The 17,081-nt window shown below is 41.8% G+C and carries 15 protein-coding genes and 2 pseudogenes; 8 read left to right on the top strand and 9 right to left on the bottom strand.

Going from position 1 to position 17,081, the window contains the following annotated elements:
* Positions 1-18 precede the first annotated feature (18 nt).
* The gene (locus tag CSQ79_RS13025; protein ID WP_099701600.1) at positions 19-501 is read left to right on the top strand and encodes a GNAT family N-acetyltransferase; all 483 of its coding nucleotides are present in this window, start codon (positions 19-21) and stop codon (positions 499-501) included.
* A 9-nt stretch (positions 502-510) separates the two neighbouring features.
* On the opposite strand, the gene CSQ79_RS13020 is transcribed toward CSQ79_RS13025, so the two are convergent.
* From CSQ79_RS13020 to CSQ79_RS13010, 3 genes are all read right to left on the bottom strand, one after another.
* Entirely contained in the window at positions 511-2,013 is a 1,503-nt protein-coding gene (locus CSQ79_RS13020) for a glutamine synthetase family protein (protein ID WP_099701599.1), read from the bottom strand.
* Positions 2,014-2,140: 127 nt separating this feature from the next.
* Positions 2,141-2,752 carry a hypothetical protein gene (locus CSQ79_RS13015; protein WP_099701598.1) on the bottom strand — a complete coding sequence of 204 codons (612 nt, stop codon included), beginning with the start codon at positions 2,750-2,752 and terminating at the stop codon, positions 2,141-2,143.
* Entirely contained in the window at positions 2,749-3,897 is a 1,149-nt protein-coding gene (locus CSQ79_RS13010) for an AAA family ATPase (RefSeq protein ID WP_099701597.1), read from the bottom strand. The genes CSQ79_RS13015 and CSQ79_RS13010 overlap by 4 nt, the downstream gene beginning before the upstream one ends.
* A gap of 278 nt (positions 3,898-4,175) precedes the next feature.
* Here CSQ79_RS13010 and CSQ79_RS27745 point away from each other — a divergent pair.
* A pseudogene (locus tag CSQ79_RS27745) lies at positions 4,176-4,409 on the top strand (IS701 family transposase); the annotation flags it as partial.
* Between the two features lie 277 nt (positions 4,410-4,686).
* Here CSQ79_RS27745 and CSQ79_RS13000 read toward each other — a convergent pair.
* The gene (locus tag CSQ79_RS13000; RefSeq protein WP_099701596.1) at positions 4,687-5,235 is read right to left on the bottom strand and encodes a Uma2 family endonuclease; all 549 of its coding nucleotides are present in this window, start codon (positions 5,233-5,235) and stop codon (positions 4,687-4,689) included.
* 30 nt (positions 5,236-5,265) lie between these two features.
* Positions 5,266-5,979, bottom strand: coding sequence for a substrate-binding periplasmic protein (locus CSQ79_RS12995; protein ID WP_099701595.1), 714 nt, complete (start codon positions 5,977-5,979; stop codon positions 5,266-5,268).
* 177 nt (positions 5,980-6,156) lie between these two features.
* Here CSQ79_RS12995 and CSQ79_RS12990 point away from each other — a divergent pair, with 177 nt between their 5' ends.
* The 4 genes from CSQ79_RS12990 (at position 6,157) to CSQ79_RS12975 (ending at position 10,317) form a co-directional block, all read left to right on the top strand.
* Positions 6,157-7,041, top strand: a complete 885-nt coding sequence (locus CSQ79_RS12990) for a phytanoyl-CoA dioxygenase family protein (protein WP_289501095.1) — start codon at positions 6,157-6,159, stop codon at positions 7,039-7,041.
* Between the two features lie 202 nt (positions 7,042-7,243).
* Positions 7,244-8,569 (top strand): type III glutamate--ammonia ligase, encoded by a 1,326-nt coding sequence (glnT, locus tag CSQ79_RS12985; RefSeq protein ID WP_099701737.1) that lies wholly within the window; start codon positions 7,244-7,246, stop codon positions 8,567-8,569.
* Positions 8,570-8,578: 9 nt separating this feature from the next.
* Positions 8,579-9,310 carry a gamma-glutamyl-gamma-aminobutyrate hydrolase family protein gene (locus CSQ79_RS12980; RefSeq protein ID WP_099701593.1) on the top strand — a complete coding sequence of 244 codons (732 nt, stop codon included), beginning with the start codon at positions 8,579-8,581 and terminating at the stop codon, positions 9,308-9,310.
* Positions 9,311-9,327: 17 nt separating this feature from the next.
* Complete coding sequence (locus CSQ79_RS12975; protein WP_099701592.1) at positions 9,328-10,317, top strand: pentapeptide repeat-containing protein; 990 nt, start codon at positions 9,328-9,330, stop codon at positions 10,315-10,317.
* A gap of 315 nt (positions 10,318-10,632) precedes the next feature.
* Here the strand turns inward: CSQ79_RS12975 and CSQ79_RS12970 are convergent, their stop codons facing one another.
* Both CSQ79_RS12970 and CSQ79_RS12965 read right to left on the bottom strand, forming a co-directional pair.
* On the bottom strand, positions 10,633-11,805 hold the full coding sequence (locus CSQ79_RS12970; RefSeq protein ID WP_099701591.1) for an MFS transporter: 1,173 nt from the start codon (positions 11,803-11,805) through the stop codon (positions 10,633-10,635).
* A 215-nt stretch (positions 11,806-12,020) separates the two neighbouring features.
* Positions 12,021-12,173: pseudogene (locus CSQ79_RS12965) on the bottom strand (type II toxin-antitoxin system HigB family toxin); the annotation flags it as partial.
* A 194-nt stretch (positions 12,174-12,367) separates the two neighbouring features.
* Between CSQ79_RS12965 and CSQ79_RS12960 the strand changes: the two are divergent.
* A complete protein-coding gene (locus CSQ79_RS12960; RefSeq protein ID WP_099701589.1) occupies positions 12,368-13,072 on the top strand; it encodes an SDR family NAD(P)-dependent oxidoreductase in 705 nt (234 codons plus the stop codon).
* Positions 13,073-13,206: 134 nt separating this feature from the next.
* On the opposite strand, the gene CSQ79_RS12955 is transcribed toward CSQ79_RS12960, so the two are convergent.
* Both CSQ79_RS12955 and CSQ79_RS12950 read right to left on the bottom strand, forming a co-directional pair.
* A complete protein-coding gene (locus tag CSQ79_RS12955) occupies positions 13,207-14,592 on the bottom strand; it encodes an aminopeptidase P family protein (protein ID WP_099701736.1) in 1,386 nt (461 codons plus the stop codon).
* A 102-nt stretch (positions 14,593-14,694) separates the two neighbouring features.
* Positions 14,695-15,312 (bottom strand): TetR/AcrR family transcriptional regulator, encoded by a 618-nt coding sequence (locus CSQ79_RS12950; protein WP_099701588.1) that lies wholly within the window; start codon positions 15,310-15,312, stop codon positions 14,695-14,697.
* Positions 15,313-15,439: 127 nt separating this feature from the next.
* Between CSQ79_RS12950 and CSQ79_RS12945 the strand changes: the two genes are divergently transcribed.
* Entirely contained in the window at positions 15,440-17,011 is a 1,572-nt protein-coding gene (locus tag CSQ79_RS12945) for a M16 family metallopeptidase (RefSeq protein ID WP_099701587.1), read from the top strand.
* The last annotated feature ends 70 nt before the right edge of the window (positions 17,012-17,081 follow it).

Here is a 17,081-nt window from a genome sequence, read left to right as displayed (position 1 = left end):
TTTTGAGTAAACAAGCTTGTGACAAAAGTTCACTTACGCAAAGTTACACCAGAAAATTTCCGAGAATGTTTAAATCTTCAAGTATCGGAATCACAGAAAAGTCTGGTTGCTACTACCATGCAGTCTCTAGCTGAAGCTTATGTTAATCCTAATCTTTTCCCCTTAGCTGTTTACGATGCTGCTGTATGTGGGTACGAACAACCCGAACTGCCGATGATTGGCTTTGCAATGTATGAAATTGATGCAGGTGTAGGATTCATCATGCGGTTGATGATTGATAGCAAGTATCAGCGTCAAGGCTATGGACGAGCTACTATGATTGAGGTCATTCGCCGCCTTAAGCTGTGTCCTGATGTTGAAATCATTGCGACTAGTTATCGAAAAGAGAATGATGTAGCTGCAAAGCTTTATCAGAGTTTAGGGTTTCGGCAATGGGATATTTCATATGCGCGATCGCATCCAACAGAAGTGTATGTAAAACTTGAAGAATATTCAGGCTAATTTCTGTTACTAAGGCAAACAATCGAGATAATTTTCTATATCCCAGTTACTGACTGTAGACAAGAATCGCTCCCACTCATCGCGTTTGTACCAAGTGTAAACTTGATACATCTCTCCAGGTAATGCAGATTTAATCACCTCATCCGTCGCTAAACGATCTAAAGCTTCACCTAAAGACATTGGTAACTTCTTGACTTGCTTACCAGCTTCCATTGCCTCATACAAATTACGATGTTCAGGTTCTCCTGGATCGAGGTTGCGTTTAATACCATCATCAAAAGCTTTCAGCAACCCAGCTGCCATTAAATACGGATTCACCATTGAATCTACAGCGCGATATTCAAATCGCCCTGGTGCAGAAACTCGCAACCCACACGTGCGATTTTGATAACCCCAATCTGCATACACAGGTGCCCACAAGCCAGTATCCCACAACCGACGGTAAGAGTTCACAGTAGAACAACCGATCGCAGTCAAAGCCCCCAGATGTTCTATGACACCACCAATGCAGTTTAAACCGATCGCACCAGGTAACTTCGATGATTGTGAGGGTAGAAAGGTATTTTCCCCACCTTTGTCATATTGAAAAGTTCCCGCCATTCCTGGTAGCGTCTCATTACTAAAGTCTTTAACAATTGCTTCTCCACCACGCCATAATGATAAATTGTGATGGCAACCCGAAGCAGAAACGCCCATAAAAGGTTTCGTCATAAAGCAAGCAATGAGATTATGTTCTCTTGCTACTTGAGCGCAGATTTGACGATATGTAGTCAAGCGATCGCACGTTCTCAAAGCATCATCAAACATAAAATTGAGTTCTAATTGCCCTGGTGCATCTTCATGATCGCCCTGAATCATATCCAATCCCATCGCCTGACTGTATTCTATCACCTTCAAGAACACAGGACGCAATTCTTCAAACTGATCAATGTGGTAGCAATTTGGTTTCGTAACTCCACCATCTGGTTTTCCATTAGTACCTTTTTTCAACCACATCATTTCCGGTTCGCAACCATGACGCAGATGTAATCCATTGTGTTCTTGTTGAAACTCGGCGTGAATTCGGCGTAAATTCCCGCGACAATCTGATGTTAAATATGCACCAGGATCGTTTGGTTCTTCGCGGTTACGAAAACACGTGCAAAAAACCCTTGCAACACGCTTATCCCACGGTAATTGACAAAACGTTTCTGGATCGGGAATTGCCACAAGTTCTGAAGCTTCGGGACCATAACCGATATAATTGCGGTGGCGATCGAGAGATAAATTAGCAGTTGCACCGTAAACTAACTGAAAACCATTTTGGGCGATCGCTTCCCAATGTTCCGCAGGGACACCTTTACCAACAATGCGACCTGTAACGGAAACAAACTGATAATATATATACTGAATTCCTAATTCATTAATCTTTGCCCGTACTTGCTTTACCAGTTCCGCACGACCTTCAGCATCAACATAAGCTTCCAAATCGGTTAGTGCTTCAACACGGGTGAGTGTGCCAGTCACTGCCATGACTCCTGATACGCTTTTTTGTAGTAAAGCAATCTTGTTATAACAAGGCTGTATCTAGAGATACTTTCACTGAATTTAGTTTAAGTGTGTGTATCAAGATGATAGTAGGTAATGGATAATTGGTCAGTCAGGTTTTCCACGTAGGTTCAAAATGAACTATTGCATTTACTGCTCTCTCTAGACTTCGAGAGTGAGTTTTTGCCATTTCAGATCGCCAGTTTTGATTGATAAATTGAATAAGTTGACCATTGTAATCCTTACCAATTTTTGCAGTGCTATTCTTAGCAGGTACAATTGCGTCACGCAAATAACGTTTTTTTGATTTTTTTGTTAACTCAATCAGCAATTGCTTTGGCTCAGGGATTGAATCTACATCATCAGGAATTAAGTCTACTGAAATGCCAAGAAATTGTGCAAATGCTTCACGATGTGCCAAAAGCCAAGCCTCTACTTCTGTAACTGCAACTCGAAAAATCAAATTTGGATGTTTTGGATGAGATAACCATTCTGCAATCAAAGCTAGTGGACACTCGTTTTTGTCTAAGTCTGTCAATACTAAATAAGGTGAACCTTTCGCAGCATGATTTATTCCTGGAAGAATTTTTTTGAGATAACCATAGCCTCGGTGTTTTAGGCAAGTTCCAATAGAAAATGGTCGTTGAGACTGTTTAAGTATTTCCTTCAACACCGCCTCACTCAAATCATCCTCAACTGCCAGATTAATCGGAATATCAGTCATTTAAGTAAGCTCAATTGATCAACCTGTGCAGGAGTTGCGCGAGGTAAAGCTGCATCAGCAACAGTAAGCCCTCCCTCAAGAAGGCTGTTAATTTCTTGAATCGAAGAAGCTACTTCAACTTTCGTACCTTCAGCAGTCGGCGTCATTAGTAAAACTTCTTCACCTCCAATACCTTCATCTGATAGCAAGTCCGCACTATGGGTACTCAGCATAACTTGCCGCTTTTTCGCTTTCTGTAAACGATAGATTAAAGAAGGTAACTTAGCAGTAATTCCAGCGTTTAAAGACAATTCTGGCTCTTCAAGTAGCAGAAGAGAGTCACTTTCAAGAAGCGACCACAGTAAACCAATTAGACGTAGTGTTCCATCTGAAAACTGATCTTCTCGCTGTTTACCTGCTCCAGGTCGCCAGTGTTCATAGACCGCTTCTAAATGAGGAATGCCCATTTCATCTTTAACATCAGTTAATTGCTTTAACTGAGGAACTGCAATTTTCAAGGCATCCTCAATTTTTTTTAGGCGGGAGCGACGAGTCTTTTCTGAGGTCTTAATAACTCGTTCCAAAAAGTTTCTACCAAAAGGATCGCCCTGAATACCTGGTCCACTAAAGGCTTCAGGATATCGTAATAGTTGAGGTACTAAATGAAGGTATAGGATGGATTCGAGAAACTTGGGAATTTCTCTAAATGCTGCATTTGCATTAATCTGCTCCAAATAAGTTTGGGTTAAACGTAAACTATCTGTTTCATCTTCAAGATCTGGACGATTTATTAATTGTTTTCCATCTTTCCAAACTCTCTCATACGAAAGAATAGGTTCATTCTGACCTCCCTTCCTTTGCTTAATTCCAATACTATATTTCCAAGTAGGTGCTTGTAATTCGTTTTCTGCTAAATGTATTTCTATCTCAACGTCGGGATATCGCCTCGCATATAGACATCTGATTTTGGATAAACTTCCTCGGTCTCTTACAGCTTTCTGTAATCCACCTCCATTCTTGGCAAGATCTCGCAAAAACCTTAAAGCGTCTAGAAAATTTGATTTACCAGAGGCATTAGGACCAACAAGAAAAACGCGATCTCTTAGATCAACATCCACTGCTCGAAAGTTTCTCCAGTTCTTCAAACTTAGGTGAGAAATAATCATTACTTAAAAACAAACGCTTTTTGTGCTTCTCGATTCTTTAATCTTATCTTTCTTAGCCAGGAGTTACGCAGTTGAGAAAAATGGGTAAGTGCGGTAGAACCAAAGAATGAATCCACCGAAAGTCAACGAGTACGATTACATTAACTTTTTGATTGCAACGCAGAAGGCATATAGCTGCGTGGAAGCCGAACGAGTGCAACCGGAGTCGGACAATGCTGCGGCTCATGACGCGATGACTCGGTTGTTGCATCGAATGGAACCGTCACCAGAAGTCTTGTGGAATAGAGTACCATCGTGGGTTGAAGCAGTGTTGTGGGGTAGAACGCGCTCAAGTACGTTCTTCACGGGCGCAACGCAATCATGTTGGATTGGCAATTCGGGCATTCTTATGCTTAGAACTCTACTGGTTTGCTACAGGTATCAGTTGGTACGAAGCAAAACTTAGCATTGTGCGAGACGCGGTTCGGACTTATTTGGCTACACCCCGCTTTTTCCTTCATCCAACTGCGTAACTCCTGTTAGCATTAAATTAGTATTGAAATTTAGTCAAGCTGGCTGACCTAATAAGACGTGACGGTTGCCCTAATCAAGGATTAAAGCTGCCCAACCGCTCAAATCAGCAGCAGCGAGTAGCCTAAAACTCAGCACCAACACCTCTCGAACATTCGCTACATTTGAATTATTAGAGCGCTTAGATATATTCCATTAGCTTGTCTAATTCCTCTAACTAAACAGCTTTTACTTTTCTTACCTATAGTAATCTTCTGTCAAAAAGGTCTCTAACTCACTTCAAACTAACGCTTCAAACAAATCAGCAACATTTAAGACAAAACCTGGTAGTACGCTGATTGAGCCATTACCCCGAATTATCTGCGGTAAAGAATCGCGCTCGAAAACTGTCACTGATTGCGCTTTAGTATCTACTACCCAAACTTGATCTACGCCTGCAATTAGATAATCTGTTGCTTTCTCAGTCATTTCCCCAAAAGTTTGACCAGGAGAAACGATTTCAATAACTAATTCTGGTACAACCGGACAAGGTTCATCTTCATTCCACGCTTGTGGTAGCCGTTGGTAAGACACGTAAAGTAGCTCAGGAACCGGAACCCAATCTTTTTGCTGTCGTTGTAAAACTACACCCCATTCGGGACGAACTCGACCGTATTTTTGTTGCTCGCACCATTGAGTTAACGCCATTAATAGCCGTAGTTGCAGAGTCGAATGTTTGTATTTTGGTGATATTTTGAGTTTAAGCTGTCCTTCCACCAATTCATAGCGATCGCAATCTGACAAATCCAGAAACTCTTGGAGGCTCAGTTGATTTGCAATACGATTCATCACTATCACCGTTAATACATTAGTATCTACTCAAAATTGTAGGGGAAATTCTTTTTCAGGAATCCAGCGCTGCCAAATTTCTGCTAGCTTACCTTCTTGAATTAATGCTGTCAGAGTATCATCGAGAGATCGCAACAAGTCTAAATTATCTTGATGCATTGCTATCCCAAATGGAATTCGTGTCGGTACGCTAAACGCAACGCGCAAGTGTGGATCTATCTTTGCAGCTGCAATTAAGACTAATTCATCATCCACAAGTGCATCAATTTCACTATTGCGTAATGCTTCTAGCATCTCTGGTAAAACGCGATCGCTACCAGGAAAAGGTACAATTTCGACATCACCAAAAGTTTCAGCTAGTTGCAAATTGGTACTTGTTGCTAATCCTCCTACACGTAAACCTGCTAAGTCAGTAGCAGAGTAGATTTCACTTTTTGCCTGAACTAGCACGGCTTCATCAAAGAAACCATATGGTTGGGAAAAATGGGCACGGGTGCGGCGTTCTTCGGTAATCGCTTGATTGAACCAAACAACATCACACTGTTTTGCTGCTAAGGTTGGATAAAAATTGATCCACGGTACATTAAACCACACCGGTTCAAGCCCAAGTTTTGCACATACTGCCCGTGCAACATCTGGCTCATAGCCTAAACGTGTTTCTCCTTCTAGATAAGTCATTGGACGAGCATCAAAGTTGCTTGCAGCAATAGTTAGATAGCCAGGCTTGACTGTTTTTAAATTCATTGATTAATAGTTATGGTCAGATGATTACTATGAAAAATTTAAGTAATATCATTTATTAATAAACTTCAATATATCAAAGTATACAACTGTATTAAAAACTACAATTTGCCTATTATATATTGTTATTATAACAAGTTATACCAGCAGTATTCAAAATAATATTTTATGCCGAGCAATATGATAAAATTAACTACAAAAGAAATAGATAAATTTAATCATGATGGTTTTTTAGTTATTCCTCGCTTAATTAATGCTGATTTAGTAGCGCGTTTAATTGAAAGAATTGAACCATTATTTTCTGGGGAGTTTGAAACAGGAATTTATCCTGATGAATGGTATTGGCGTCCTGGCTTGAGCTTGCCTGATGTTACTAGAGAAATGTGTAATGTTTGGAAAAGTGACCTGACAATTGCAAGTGTAGTTTTATCTGCAGAAATTGGGCGGTTGAGTGCAACTTTGGCAGGATGGACAGGTGCGAGAATTGGACAAGACAGCTTATGGTGGAAACCTTCTGGTGGTAAAGAGGTCGCTTTGCATCAAGATGCGACGTACATTAAATATATCGATCCGCCGGAGATGATGACGTGTTGGATTGCCTTAGATGACACTAGCGCTGATGCTGGCACAATCGAGTATGTCAGAGGATCGCACAAGTGGCGCTTGCTAGATAGTGTGGCAGAATTTCATGCACCTACTCAAGGGTATCGCGCTCAAATGTTACAAACTGCAGCGGAAATGAATATTAGCGATCCTGAAATTGTGCAGGTAGAAATTCCTGCGGGAGGCTGCGTTTTTCATCATGGTAACGTGTGGCATGGTTCGGGGAAAAATACCAGAATTGATAAAGTGCGTCGCAGTTTGGGAGTGCATACACTGTCATCAGAAGCGAAGTTTCGTCCTACAGGTGCAGGATATATTTATGGGCGTTATCAGCGTGTAAGTGATACAACAATGGATGAGAGTTTTTTTCCAATATTGTGGACAAAGAACGGCGATCGCACTCCTTTCTTAGTTAATTACTGCAAAGATGCATTGGCAAAGTCACTAATTGGTAATGGGTAATTGGTAATTGGTAATTGGGTGAGAATAGCTTGTTGTTTGAATCACTGGAATGCGATCGCTAAATCATTTCACCAAAAGTAAAATTTATCCTGCACCTCTGCTTCTAGCCACTAAGACCTTAAACTGAGACAGTATCAACAGCTACAAATCTGTTATAACAAGTTTGGTTTACTCGGAGACAGAGCAATTGGGAGTAACGGCAGTGACGACAACCTTGACCCGAGGAAAAGCCCTAGCCGAGTTAGCCAAAGAACTGCACCTCGATTTTTTTCTTGTATCTTATACTGACTTGTTGGGAGGAACTCGTGCTAAGCTCGTTCCCGCTGCGAAAATTACGGCAGTAGAAAATGATGGAGCTTGCTTTGCGCCGTTTGCCAGTAATCTAGGTTTAGGACCTGATGCCCATGATATTGCTGCTGTACCCGATCCAAGTTCGTTGATTGTACTACCGTGGCAACCAAATGTTGGTTGGTTAGCGAGTGATGTATATTTAGATGGCGAACCATTTGCTGCATCGCCGCGAGTCATTTTTAAACAAGTATTGCAACAGTGCGAAAATTTGGGTTACAGCTACAAAACCGGAGTTGAAGCTGAATTTTTCTTACTCAAAAAGAGCGAACAAGGTTATCAAATCGCGGATACTCAAGATACTGCCGCACGCCCTTGCTACGATCAGTTGAACTTGATGCGACAATTTGAATTAATCTCCACACTCGTGGGATATATGGAGGAGTTAGGCTGGGAACCGTATCAATGCGATCATGAAGATGCCAATGGTCAATTTGAAATTAATTGGACGTATACTGATGCATTGACGACGTGCGATCGCCATGTCTTTTTTAAGTACATGGTCAAAACATTAGCAGAACAACGTGGTTTAACTGCCACATTCATGCCCAAACCCTTCAGCCAATTAACTGGAAACGGGGCACATATTCATATGAGTTTGTGGAATGATGGTCAAAATATCTTTGCCGACGCTACTGAAGAAATGGGACTATCAGGCATAGCATATGAATTTCTCGCTGGTGTTCTATCACACGGTCGAGGATTAGCGGCACTATGTAGCCCAACAATTAACTCATATCGCCGTATTGGTGCGACAACAACGACATCAGGTAGTACCTGGAGTCCTCGCTATATCTCCTATGGTGGAAACAACCGCACGCACATGATCCGCATTCCTGAAGGTGGGCGCTTTGAGTGTCGTCTTGTTGACGGTGCAGCAAATCTTTATCTTGCTTTAGCAGGCATCTTAGCAGCAGGAATGGAAGGCATGGCAAAACATCTTGCAATAGGGAAACGCTTGGATGAAAATATGTTTGTGCGGGGTTTAGAATTTTCAGACTTGCAAACTCTGCCAACAAGCTTACTTGAAGCACTGCAATGCTTAGAAAAAGATTCCTTACTGATGCAAACTTTAGGAGAACAAGCTGCCAAAACCTTCCTTGATTTCAAATATCAAGAGTGGAATAGTTACAACGCACAAGTGACAACTTGGGAAGTTGAGCAGTATGTTAACTGTTAAACTTGGGAAATGATACAGCCTCCGATTATTGGAATTACCACCTCTGGTCACGCTCAAACAAGTAATTATTGCTTACCTAGTTCGTATGCAGCAGCCGTTAAAGCCGCTGGTGGCGTAGCAGTATTGATTCCCCCAAGTGAACCCGCAGCAAGTGATATTATCTTGCAAAGAATTGATGGTTTGATCTTCTCCGGTGGCGGAGATATTGATCCCGCAATTTATAACGGTATCATGCATCCGACAATTTATAACGTTGATTCTGAACGCGATCGCGCTGAAATTGCTTTGGCGCAAGCTGCTTTAACCTCTGATATTCCTATACTCGGTATTTGTCGCGGCTTAGAATTGCTTGCAGTGGCAACCGGAGGAACATTGATTCCGCATCTTCCTGATGAATATGGTAAAGTTGTGACGCATCGTGCTGAAGAATTATTATCAATTCAACATTCAGTAGATCTTATTCCCGATAGTCGTCTCGCCCAAGAAATCATTGGTATAACCACAGTTGATGTTGTTTCTTGGCATCATCAAGCTGTGCGCAATGTATCTTCAGAATGGCGTGTTACCGGATGGGCGGCGGATGGGGTGATTGAAGCCCTCGAACATAAATATCACCCTTGGGCGATCGCATTGCAATGGCATCCTGAACTTTCAAGTAGTATCGATCCTTTACAACATCGGATTTTTCAAGCCTTCATTGCCGCAACACGTCAAGTAGCAATGGCTAACTGCGAATATTAACAACAAACTCCTAACCTATGACTAATGCTGCCAATCAATTACTCAAACAAGGAATCATCCACTACCAAACAAACGAGTTTGAGGAAGCATTACAATCTTGGCAACAAGCATCCAATTTATATCACACAGATCGAGACTGGCAACGCGAAGGTGCAGCATTAGGAAACTTGGGTGCAGCATATCAAGCTTTGGGAAATCTACCAGAAGCGATCGCTTGTTTTGAAAAACATTTAACAATAGCGCAGCGTATAGGCGATCGTAAAGGTCAAGTTAATGCACTGTTAAATTTGAGAAATGCTTACTTAGCCCTAGATGATGCCACAAAAGCAAGTGAGTACCATCAGCAACAGTTAACTTTAGCACTAGAAATATTAACTTCCTCTACCGCTGATGACTTTACAAAAGTTACAAAAATGCTTGGTTTGAACCCAGTTGAGGACTTTGCAGGAGCAAACCTAAGTGGTGCTAATCTTAGCAATACAAATCTCAAAACGGCAAATTTACAAGGTGCTAAGTTGAGTAGTTGCAATCTGAGTTATGCTAATCTCAATTCTGCTAATTTAGCACACGCAATTTTGAATGATGCCGATCTCAAACTTGCTGACTTAAGTCGTGCTAGTTTACAAAATGCTTGTTTAGTAAGTGCTAATCTCAGTAATGCCAATCTCCGCGATGCTAACTTGCAAGATGCAGATTTGCAAAATGCTCATTTACGCTGTTTAATGCCTCGTGCTAACCTCAGTGGGGCAATTCTAAGTCACGCCAACCTATGCAGTGCATATTTGCAAAATGCTAACCTGCGTAGTGCTAATCTCAATGGGGCTTTGTTACAACAAGCTGATTTGAGTGGTGCAGATTTGAGTCATGCAGACTTCAGCAACGCAGACTTAACTCGTGTGGAACTCAATGACGTGCAAGTAGAGAATACTCAAATGCACAATGTCAAAGGACTTTCTACCGAGATGAAACGTTACTTGCTAGAATGTGGTGCTATTGTTGATGATTGAGGAAAGAAGACAGCGGGAGAAATGTGAAAGAAATCAGCTAATATCAAATCCGGTTGATTAGTGATAACAAAAATGGTGAGTAAACTGACTAGTGACTAGTAACTAACCACTAATAACAGCGTAACGATACCGATATTCTGGTTATTTAACCGGAGATGATATAATTTTTCAATATACTCTACCGTAAAGCTACATTTTTCACTAAGTATTTCAGATACGATAGATTCTGTTACTTCTCGAACGACTTGTCGCTCTGCCTCTGATTTGATTGGGCAAAGCGGAAATTTATGTAAAAGTTCAATAAACCAATATCTATTAATATCTACTCCTGTACACCACCAACAACACCGTTGCCAAAATTGCAAACAAGCTACCCGCGATAAAAGTTACTCCCGAACCGCCAAATTGCCATAGCCAACCTGCTAACAAATTTGCAGGTAATAACGCTAATCCCACAACCAAATTCAGAAATCCAAACGCTGTTCCACGTAGCTGCGATGGTACTTTATCCGATATCAGCGCCAACAATACACCCTGAGTCATGCCCAAATATAAACCATACAACGCAAACAATCCCCAGATGTGCCAAGGCGCTTGTGCAAACGCAAAACCAAGGTACACCAAGGCATACAACACAAATCCACTAACTAATAGTTTAAACCTGCCTAGCCGATCCGAAAGTCGCCCTACTGGATACGCACTCAGCGAATAAGCAACATTCATCACAACTACTGTCAATGGTACGAGTGGTGCAGCAATTCCCTTTTGCGATGCGCGTAACAGTAAAAAAGCGTTGCTAGAGTTACCTAAATTGAACACTAATGCTACGACAACAAGTATCCAATATTCACGACTTAAACTATTAAAATGCCAACCCCAAGAAATCCGATTTTGACTATTAGTATTAACTCTAGTTTCCCGCAAACCTGCCGCTAACACAATTACCGCAAGAATACCTGGAATCAGTGCTAACCAAAAGACAAGGCGGAAGTTTTGTCCAGAAGCTGCCATCAAAGCAAAGGCGATGATTGGTCCTACAAACGCACCAATTGTATCAAGCGATTGACGTAATCCATAAGCAGCCCCACGGTTTTCTGGTTTTGTCGAATCAGCAACTAAAGCATTGCGAGGCGCAACGCGAATACCTTTACCAAAGCGATCGCCAAATCGTGCTATTAATACTCCAGTTGGGCTTGTCGTTAAAGCAAACAGTGGCTTCACAACGGTTGACAATCCATAGCCAAGTATAACTAATTGCTTGCGGTGTCCGAGATAATCACTTAAAGTACCTGAAAAAACTTTCAAAATCGACGCTGTTGCTTCGGCGATTCCTTCAATAATGCCAACAGTAAATACACTCGCCCCTAATACCGAAACTAAAAATAAAGGTAACAGCGAATGAATCATTTCCGAACTAATATCTGTGAGCAAACTACCAAAACCTAAGATCCAAACATTGCGGGGAATCTTGTTGAGATTTTGGTTCATATGTTGGTATAGGTAATGGGTAATAGAGAGTTACTCATTAAGAGTGTTGAGTTAAAAAATATTCTTCAATTCAAAACTTTTAACGCACTTTCATCAACTTACTTAATCTTGATTTAACAATATCAATGACATAAGAGGCAGCCTCTAAAGAAATGTAAAGAAAGCGAAGTCTTCTTTGCTTATTTCATCATCATTTACAAACAGGCTCTAACACTCTACCTATACCAGTTATCTTTTTTCCAATCATCTTTATCATACTCAGAGTGAGTAAGAATATAGCGAATAAACACTTTTTGGTATGTGTAGTCAATAAAAGTAATTAATCGATACTTGTTACCACCAATATTAAAAACAATCAATCCTCCAACTTTTTAAAGTTGGAGGGCAAGAGCTAATTTATACAGGAGATATAATAAAACTTTAGTAAAATTCAAAGCTGGTATCAATATACAATTGTGCAATTGTACATACAATGAAAACTTACTCCTTGAGTATGAAGTTTATGCAAACAAAAAACAGCAAAATGCATTGATGTACTAAGAGGCATTAGATTACCATCGCTATGAATTCACAAATTCAAGGAAAACGGGCACTTGTTACTGGAGGTAATAAAGGCATTGGATTTGCAATTTGTCAAGGATTACTGCAAGCAGGATTTGAGGTGATTATCGCAGCACGTTCTCTTGATAAAGCTAAAGCAGCAATTCAAAAGTTACCAGCAAATGCCTCTGTGCGTGCTGTGGAACTTGATGTCACTGATGATAATAGTATTCACCGTGCAGCAGAGCAATTAAGTCAAGATGGTTTGGATGTTCTTGTTAATAATGCAGGTGTGTATCCCGATCAAGGTGTGAATATTCTCAATGTCTCGCGTAGTATACTGCAACAGGCAATGAGTACTAATACGTTTGGACCAATTCACGTAACGCAAGCTTTTTTACCACTCTTGCAAAAAGCAAAGTTAGCCCGCGTGATTAATGTTTCGAGTGGCTACGGTGAACTTGGTGGTTTATCCGCAGATGTCCCTAGCTATTGCTTATCCAAACTTGCACTCAATGGGGCAACAATTATGCTTGCAGAAGCATTACAATCGCAAGGAATTGCATTTTATGCGATGTGCCCTGGTTGGGTAAAAACTGATATGGGTGGTGAAAATGCACCGCGATCGCCTGAACAAGGTGCAGATACCGCAATTTGGTTAGCAACCGAAGCATCACCCGATCTTAGTGGCAAGTTTTTCCGCGATCGCCAAGAGATTTCTTATTAAACTTAATCAAGGCTGGTAATTGGTCATTGGTAACTGGTAATTGGAAAAATACTTATTAAGAATTACCCATTACCCATTACCGATTAGCAATTACCTATTACCCATTACCCAACTTCAAAAAATGTGATGTTTAATTATGTCAACCTACTTAATTGTTCAATATCTTCGGCTTTAGTGGGCAAATCTGCGGTTAATACCTCGCTTCCTGTGTCCATAACCAATACATCATCTTCAATCCGAATTCCGCGTACATCTGCAAACTGCGCCAAGCGTTCCCAATTAACTGCATCTTGATATGCAGTGCGGACTTCGGAGTTATTTAAAATTGCGGGAACTTGATAAAAGCCAGGTTCAATTGTTACCAGCATTCCAGGGTGTAAAGGACGATCCAAACGCAGATACCCTAAACCAAAGCGATCGCTTCTTGTTCTTCCTGGTTCGTATCCTGCCAAATCTCCCAAATCTTCCATATCATGAACATCCAAACCGAGTAAATGACCGACACCATGCGGGAAAAATAATGCATGAACATCTTTTTCTACCAAATCTTCTGCATTACCCTGCAAAATGCCCAAATTCACTAACCCTTCAGCAATCGTCGTTGCTGCTAGAAAGTGAAGATCGCGATACTCAACACCTGGATGGACTTTGGCAATACAAGCATCGTGGGCTGCTAAAACAATATCGTAAATATCTCTTTGGGTAGATGAGAATTTGCCTGCCACTGCCCAAGTCCGCGTCACATCAGATGCCCAACCTGTAGCAGTCTCCGCACCAACATCAGCAAGTATTAAGTCTCCAGGTTTAACTGTGTTGTGATAGCGGTCGCTATGCAACACTTCCCCATGAATCGTGACAATACTTGCATAAGCACAACTCATATTCTCTGCAATCATGACACTTTCCATTGCCGCCCGAATATCAGCTTCGGTTTTAGCACTCCGAGTCGCTGCCATTCCGGCTGTATGCACCTCTACCGTCACCGCCGCAGCTTTGCGTAACTCAGCTAATGCACTAGCATCGTGAACAAGACGAAGAGAAACAATTGCTTTTGCTAACTCTAAATCAATTCCTTCCAGCGGTCTTTCTGGCAATACCCAGCGATCAAGTAACTGCGTTTGTTCTGTCCAAGTCGCCGCATCTTGCACAGGAATTGTCGCAACTCCAGCTAAGTGTGCTGATAATTCTGCCATTGGAAAAACAGCCTCAGCCCCAATACTTTGCGCAATATCTTCTTTTGAAAGTGTTTCTCCATGCCACAACGCATAACTAGGAGATGGATCGTCAATAAATAAAGTTAACTGCCCAGCTTCTAAACAAATTGCCGCATTTTCTAAAGGTAGTCCAGCAAAGTAGAGAAAATGACTACTAGCACGAAACGGAAACGTATTCGCCGCAAAATTACGCGGACTACGACGCCCTGACCATAATACGACTGGTGCAGCAAAAATTTCAGCCAATCGCCGACGGCGATCGCCCAAAACATCCGCAAGCGACCCATCAATATCCTGAATATTCATAAACCAAAGCAAAACCAAATACCATACATTCGTTTTATTCCTGCGCTGAGTCACGAATGACAAATTATCAACGAGTTAACTCAAAACTCAAAATTCAAAACTCTACTCGCCCCTCTCTAACACACCATTAAGAAAAATATCCGCGAGTCCTTCCGCCATTTCTTGCATATCTTTGGGAGAAGCATCTGGTTCCATGAGTGTATTGTGACTAAAACCAGCGATCGCAAACATTCCTAAAAATACTTGGGCGACAATTTTCGGATTCGTTTTACGGTAAATTCCCCGATCCATTGCAGTTTGGAAGAATGCCTCAGCAACATCAGTCATTTTATTAATTACTTCAGCTTGAATGCGATCGCGTAAATCAGGATGAAACTGCGCTTCCATAAAGCAAACCCGCATCATATCCGCATTTTTGTGAAAATTCCACATCCGACGCTGCATCACTTGTGCTACTGCTTTGTAACTACCCATTTCGCTTAATTCGGTGAGAAGATCGGTGAGAATTTCCACCCAACCTTGCGTAGCAATTTCAATCAAAATCGCTTTTTTATTCGTAAAATGACGGAATAGGGTTCCTTCCGCGACACCTGCGGCAACGGCTAAGTCGCGCGTTGTTGTGCCATCATAGCCTTGACGAGCAAATAACCGCTGTGCTGCTTTTAAAATGCGATCGCGGGAAGATTCTTCAGATTGAGAAGGACGATGAAAAACTTGCATAGACTTAATGCCTGTATGATTGCAGTGCCACTTGTAGCGATATTTTCTACTATCAAGCAGATTCCCCGCTGAAAGTGTAATAGATCGTTAAGGGATCTATCCTGGAAAAGTACTTTTATTGTGACTTATGAGTTTGAAACGTTGCTGCCAATTGTTCTTACCTCATCATGTAAGATGGCAGATCTTCACTTTCTTAATAATTATTTTGTTTTCTTGGGCGTCGTTGCCAGCAAATGCGATCGCCCGTACGCAAACACCCACACCGGAGACATCGATCCAGCCTTATTTGGATCGCGTCATCGATCAACTAAGTGAGTTTCGTCTAGAAAATGGCATAAAATTTATTGTTTTAGAACGCCATCGAGCGCCTGTTGTTTCGTTTCTCACCTATGCTGATGTCGGTGGTGCAGATGAACCCGATGGCAAAACAGGAATTGCTCACTATTTAGAGCATTTAGCATTTAAGGGAACACAGCGCATCGGCACAACAGATTACGAAGCAGAAAAACCACTCTTAGATCGCTTAGATGAACTCGATGCCCAAATTCGCACGGCACAAGCCAGGGGAAACAAAGCTGAAGTCGCCCGTTTGCAAGCAGAATTTGAAAAAGTGCAAGCCCAAGCGCAAAGTTTTGTCAAGCAAAACGAACTAGGGCAAATAGTTGAACAAGCCGGTGGTGTTGGTTTAAATGCCAATACCTCAGCAGATGCAACGCGCTATTTCTACAGTTTTCCGAGTAATAAATTAGAACTGTGGATGTCGTTAGAGTCGGAGCGATTTCTAGAACCTGTGTTCCGTGAGTTTTATCAAGAAAAAGATGTCATTCTGGAAGAACGGCGATTAAGAGTTGATAATTCTCCTATCGGTCAAATGGTGGAGAAGTTTCTTGATACTGCATTTACAAAGCATCCTTATCGTCGTCCAGTAATTGGTTACGAAGAAGACATCCGCAACTTAACGCGGCAAGACTTACAAGATTTTTTTGATACGCACTACGTACCAAGTAATTTAACAATTGCCGTGATTGGTGATGTTGAAGCCGATCGCGTACAACAGTTAGCACAAACTTACTTTGGTCGCTACAAAGCAAAACCTGCCGCCCCTCCAGTGCAAGTATCTGAACCGCCGCAAAAGCGACAGCGGGAATTTGAATTGCGTTTGCGATCGCAGCCGTGGTATTTAGAAGGTTATCATCGTCCTGCCATTAACGATCCGGATCATGTTACTTATGACATCATTGGTAGATTACTCAGTGATGGTCGCACGTCGCGGTTGTATAGATCTTTAGTTGAACGACAGCAACTTGCTCTTTCTGCTCAAGGTTTTAGTGGATTTCCAGGTGATAAGCACCAAAATGTCATGTTATTTTATGCTTTGACGGCTCCTGGTCATACCGCAAACGAAGTCGGTGCAGCGTTAAGAAAAGAGATTGAACGTTTAAAGACGGAACCTGTCTCTGCTGTTGAGTTAGATCGTGTGAAAACGCAAGCAAGGGCTGGATTATTGCGATCGCTGCAATCAAATATGGGGATGGCGCAGTTGTTATTGGAATATGAAGTAAAAACTGGCTCTTGGCGTAATTTGTTTAAGGAGTTGGAGGCGATTCAGGCAGTGACGGCTGCTGATGTTCAGCGCGTGGCGCAGGCGAGTTTTACAGCACAAAATCGTACAGTGGGGCGGTTGGTGCCGCAGGCTTGAGAGAACAAACCGAACTTGGCACAGAGGAACCACTTCCATACGGGGGTGAACCCCCAGTCCCCGAGTTTCC

The sequence above is a fragment of the Gloeocapsopsis sp. IPPAS B-1203 genome (assembly GCF_002749975.1).
Classification (GTDB): domain Bacteria; phylum Cyanobacteriota; class Cyanobacteriia; order Cyanobacteriales; family Chroococcidiopsidaceae; genus Gloeocapsopsis.
The sequence above is the reverse complement of the archived record's forward strand: the minus strand, read 5'-3'. Positions and strand labels throughout refer to the sequence as shown.

Coding starts and splice junctions, on each gene's coding strand:
- CSQ79_RS13020 (WP_099701599.1), bottom strand. CDS start 2,013: ATGGCAGTGACTGGCACACTCACCCGTGTTGAAGCACTAACCGATTTG.
- CSQ79_RS13015 (WP_099701598.1), bottom strand. CDS start 2,752: ATGACTGATATTCCGATTAATCTGGCAGTTGAGGATGATTTGAGTGAG.
- CSQ79_RS13010 (WP_099701597.1), bottom strand. CDS start 3,897: ATGATTATTTCTCACCTAAGTTTGAAGAACTGGAGAAACTTTCGAGCA.
- CSQ79_RS13000 (WP_099701596.1), bottom strand. CDS start 5,235: ATGAATCGTATTGCAAATCAACTGAGCCTCCAAGAGTTTCTGGATTTG.
- CSQ79_RS12995 (WP_099701595.1), bottom strand. CDS start 5,979: ATGAATTTAAAAACAGTCAAGCCTGGCTATCTAACTATTGCTGCAAGC.
- CSQ79_RS12990 (WP_289501095.1), top strand. CDS start 6,157: ATGATAAAATTAACTACAAAAGAAATAGATAAATTTAATCATGATGGT.
- CSQ79_RS12980 (WP_099701593.1), top strand. CDS start 8,579: ATGATACAGCCTCCGATTATTGGAATTACCACCTCTGGTCACGCTCAA.
- CSQ79_RS12975 (WP_099701592.1), top strand. CDS start 9,328: ATGACTAATGCTGCCAATCAATTACTCAAACAAGGAATCATCCACTAC.
- CSQ79_RS12970 (WP_099701591.1), bottom strand. CDS start 11,805: ATGAACCAAAATCTCAACAAGATTCCCCGCAATGTTTGGATCTTAGGT.
- CSQ79_RS12960 (WP_099701589.1), top strand. CDS start 12,368: ATGAATTCACAAATTCAAGGAAAACGGGCACTTGTTACTGGAGGTAAT.
- CSQ79_RS12955 (WP_099701736.1), bottom strand. CDS start 14,592: ATGAATATTCAGGATATTGATGGGTCGCTTGCGGATGTTTTGGGCGAT.
- CSQ79_RS12950 (WP_099701588.1), bottom strand. CDS start 15,312: ATGCAAGTTTTTCATCGTCCTTCTCAATCTGAAGAATCTTCCCGCGAT.
- CSQ79_RS12945 (WP_099701587.1), top strand. CDS start 15,440: ATGAGTTTGAAACGTTGCTGCCAATTGTTCTTACCTCATCATGTAAGA.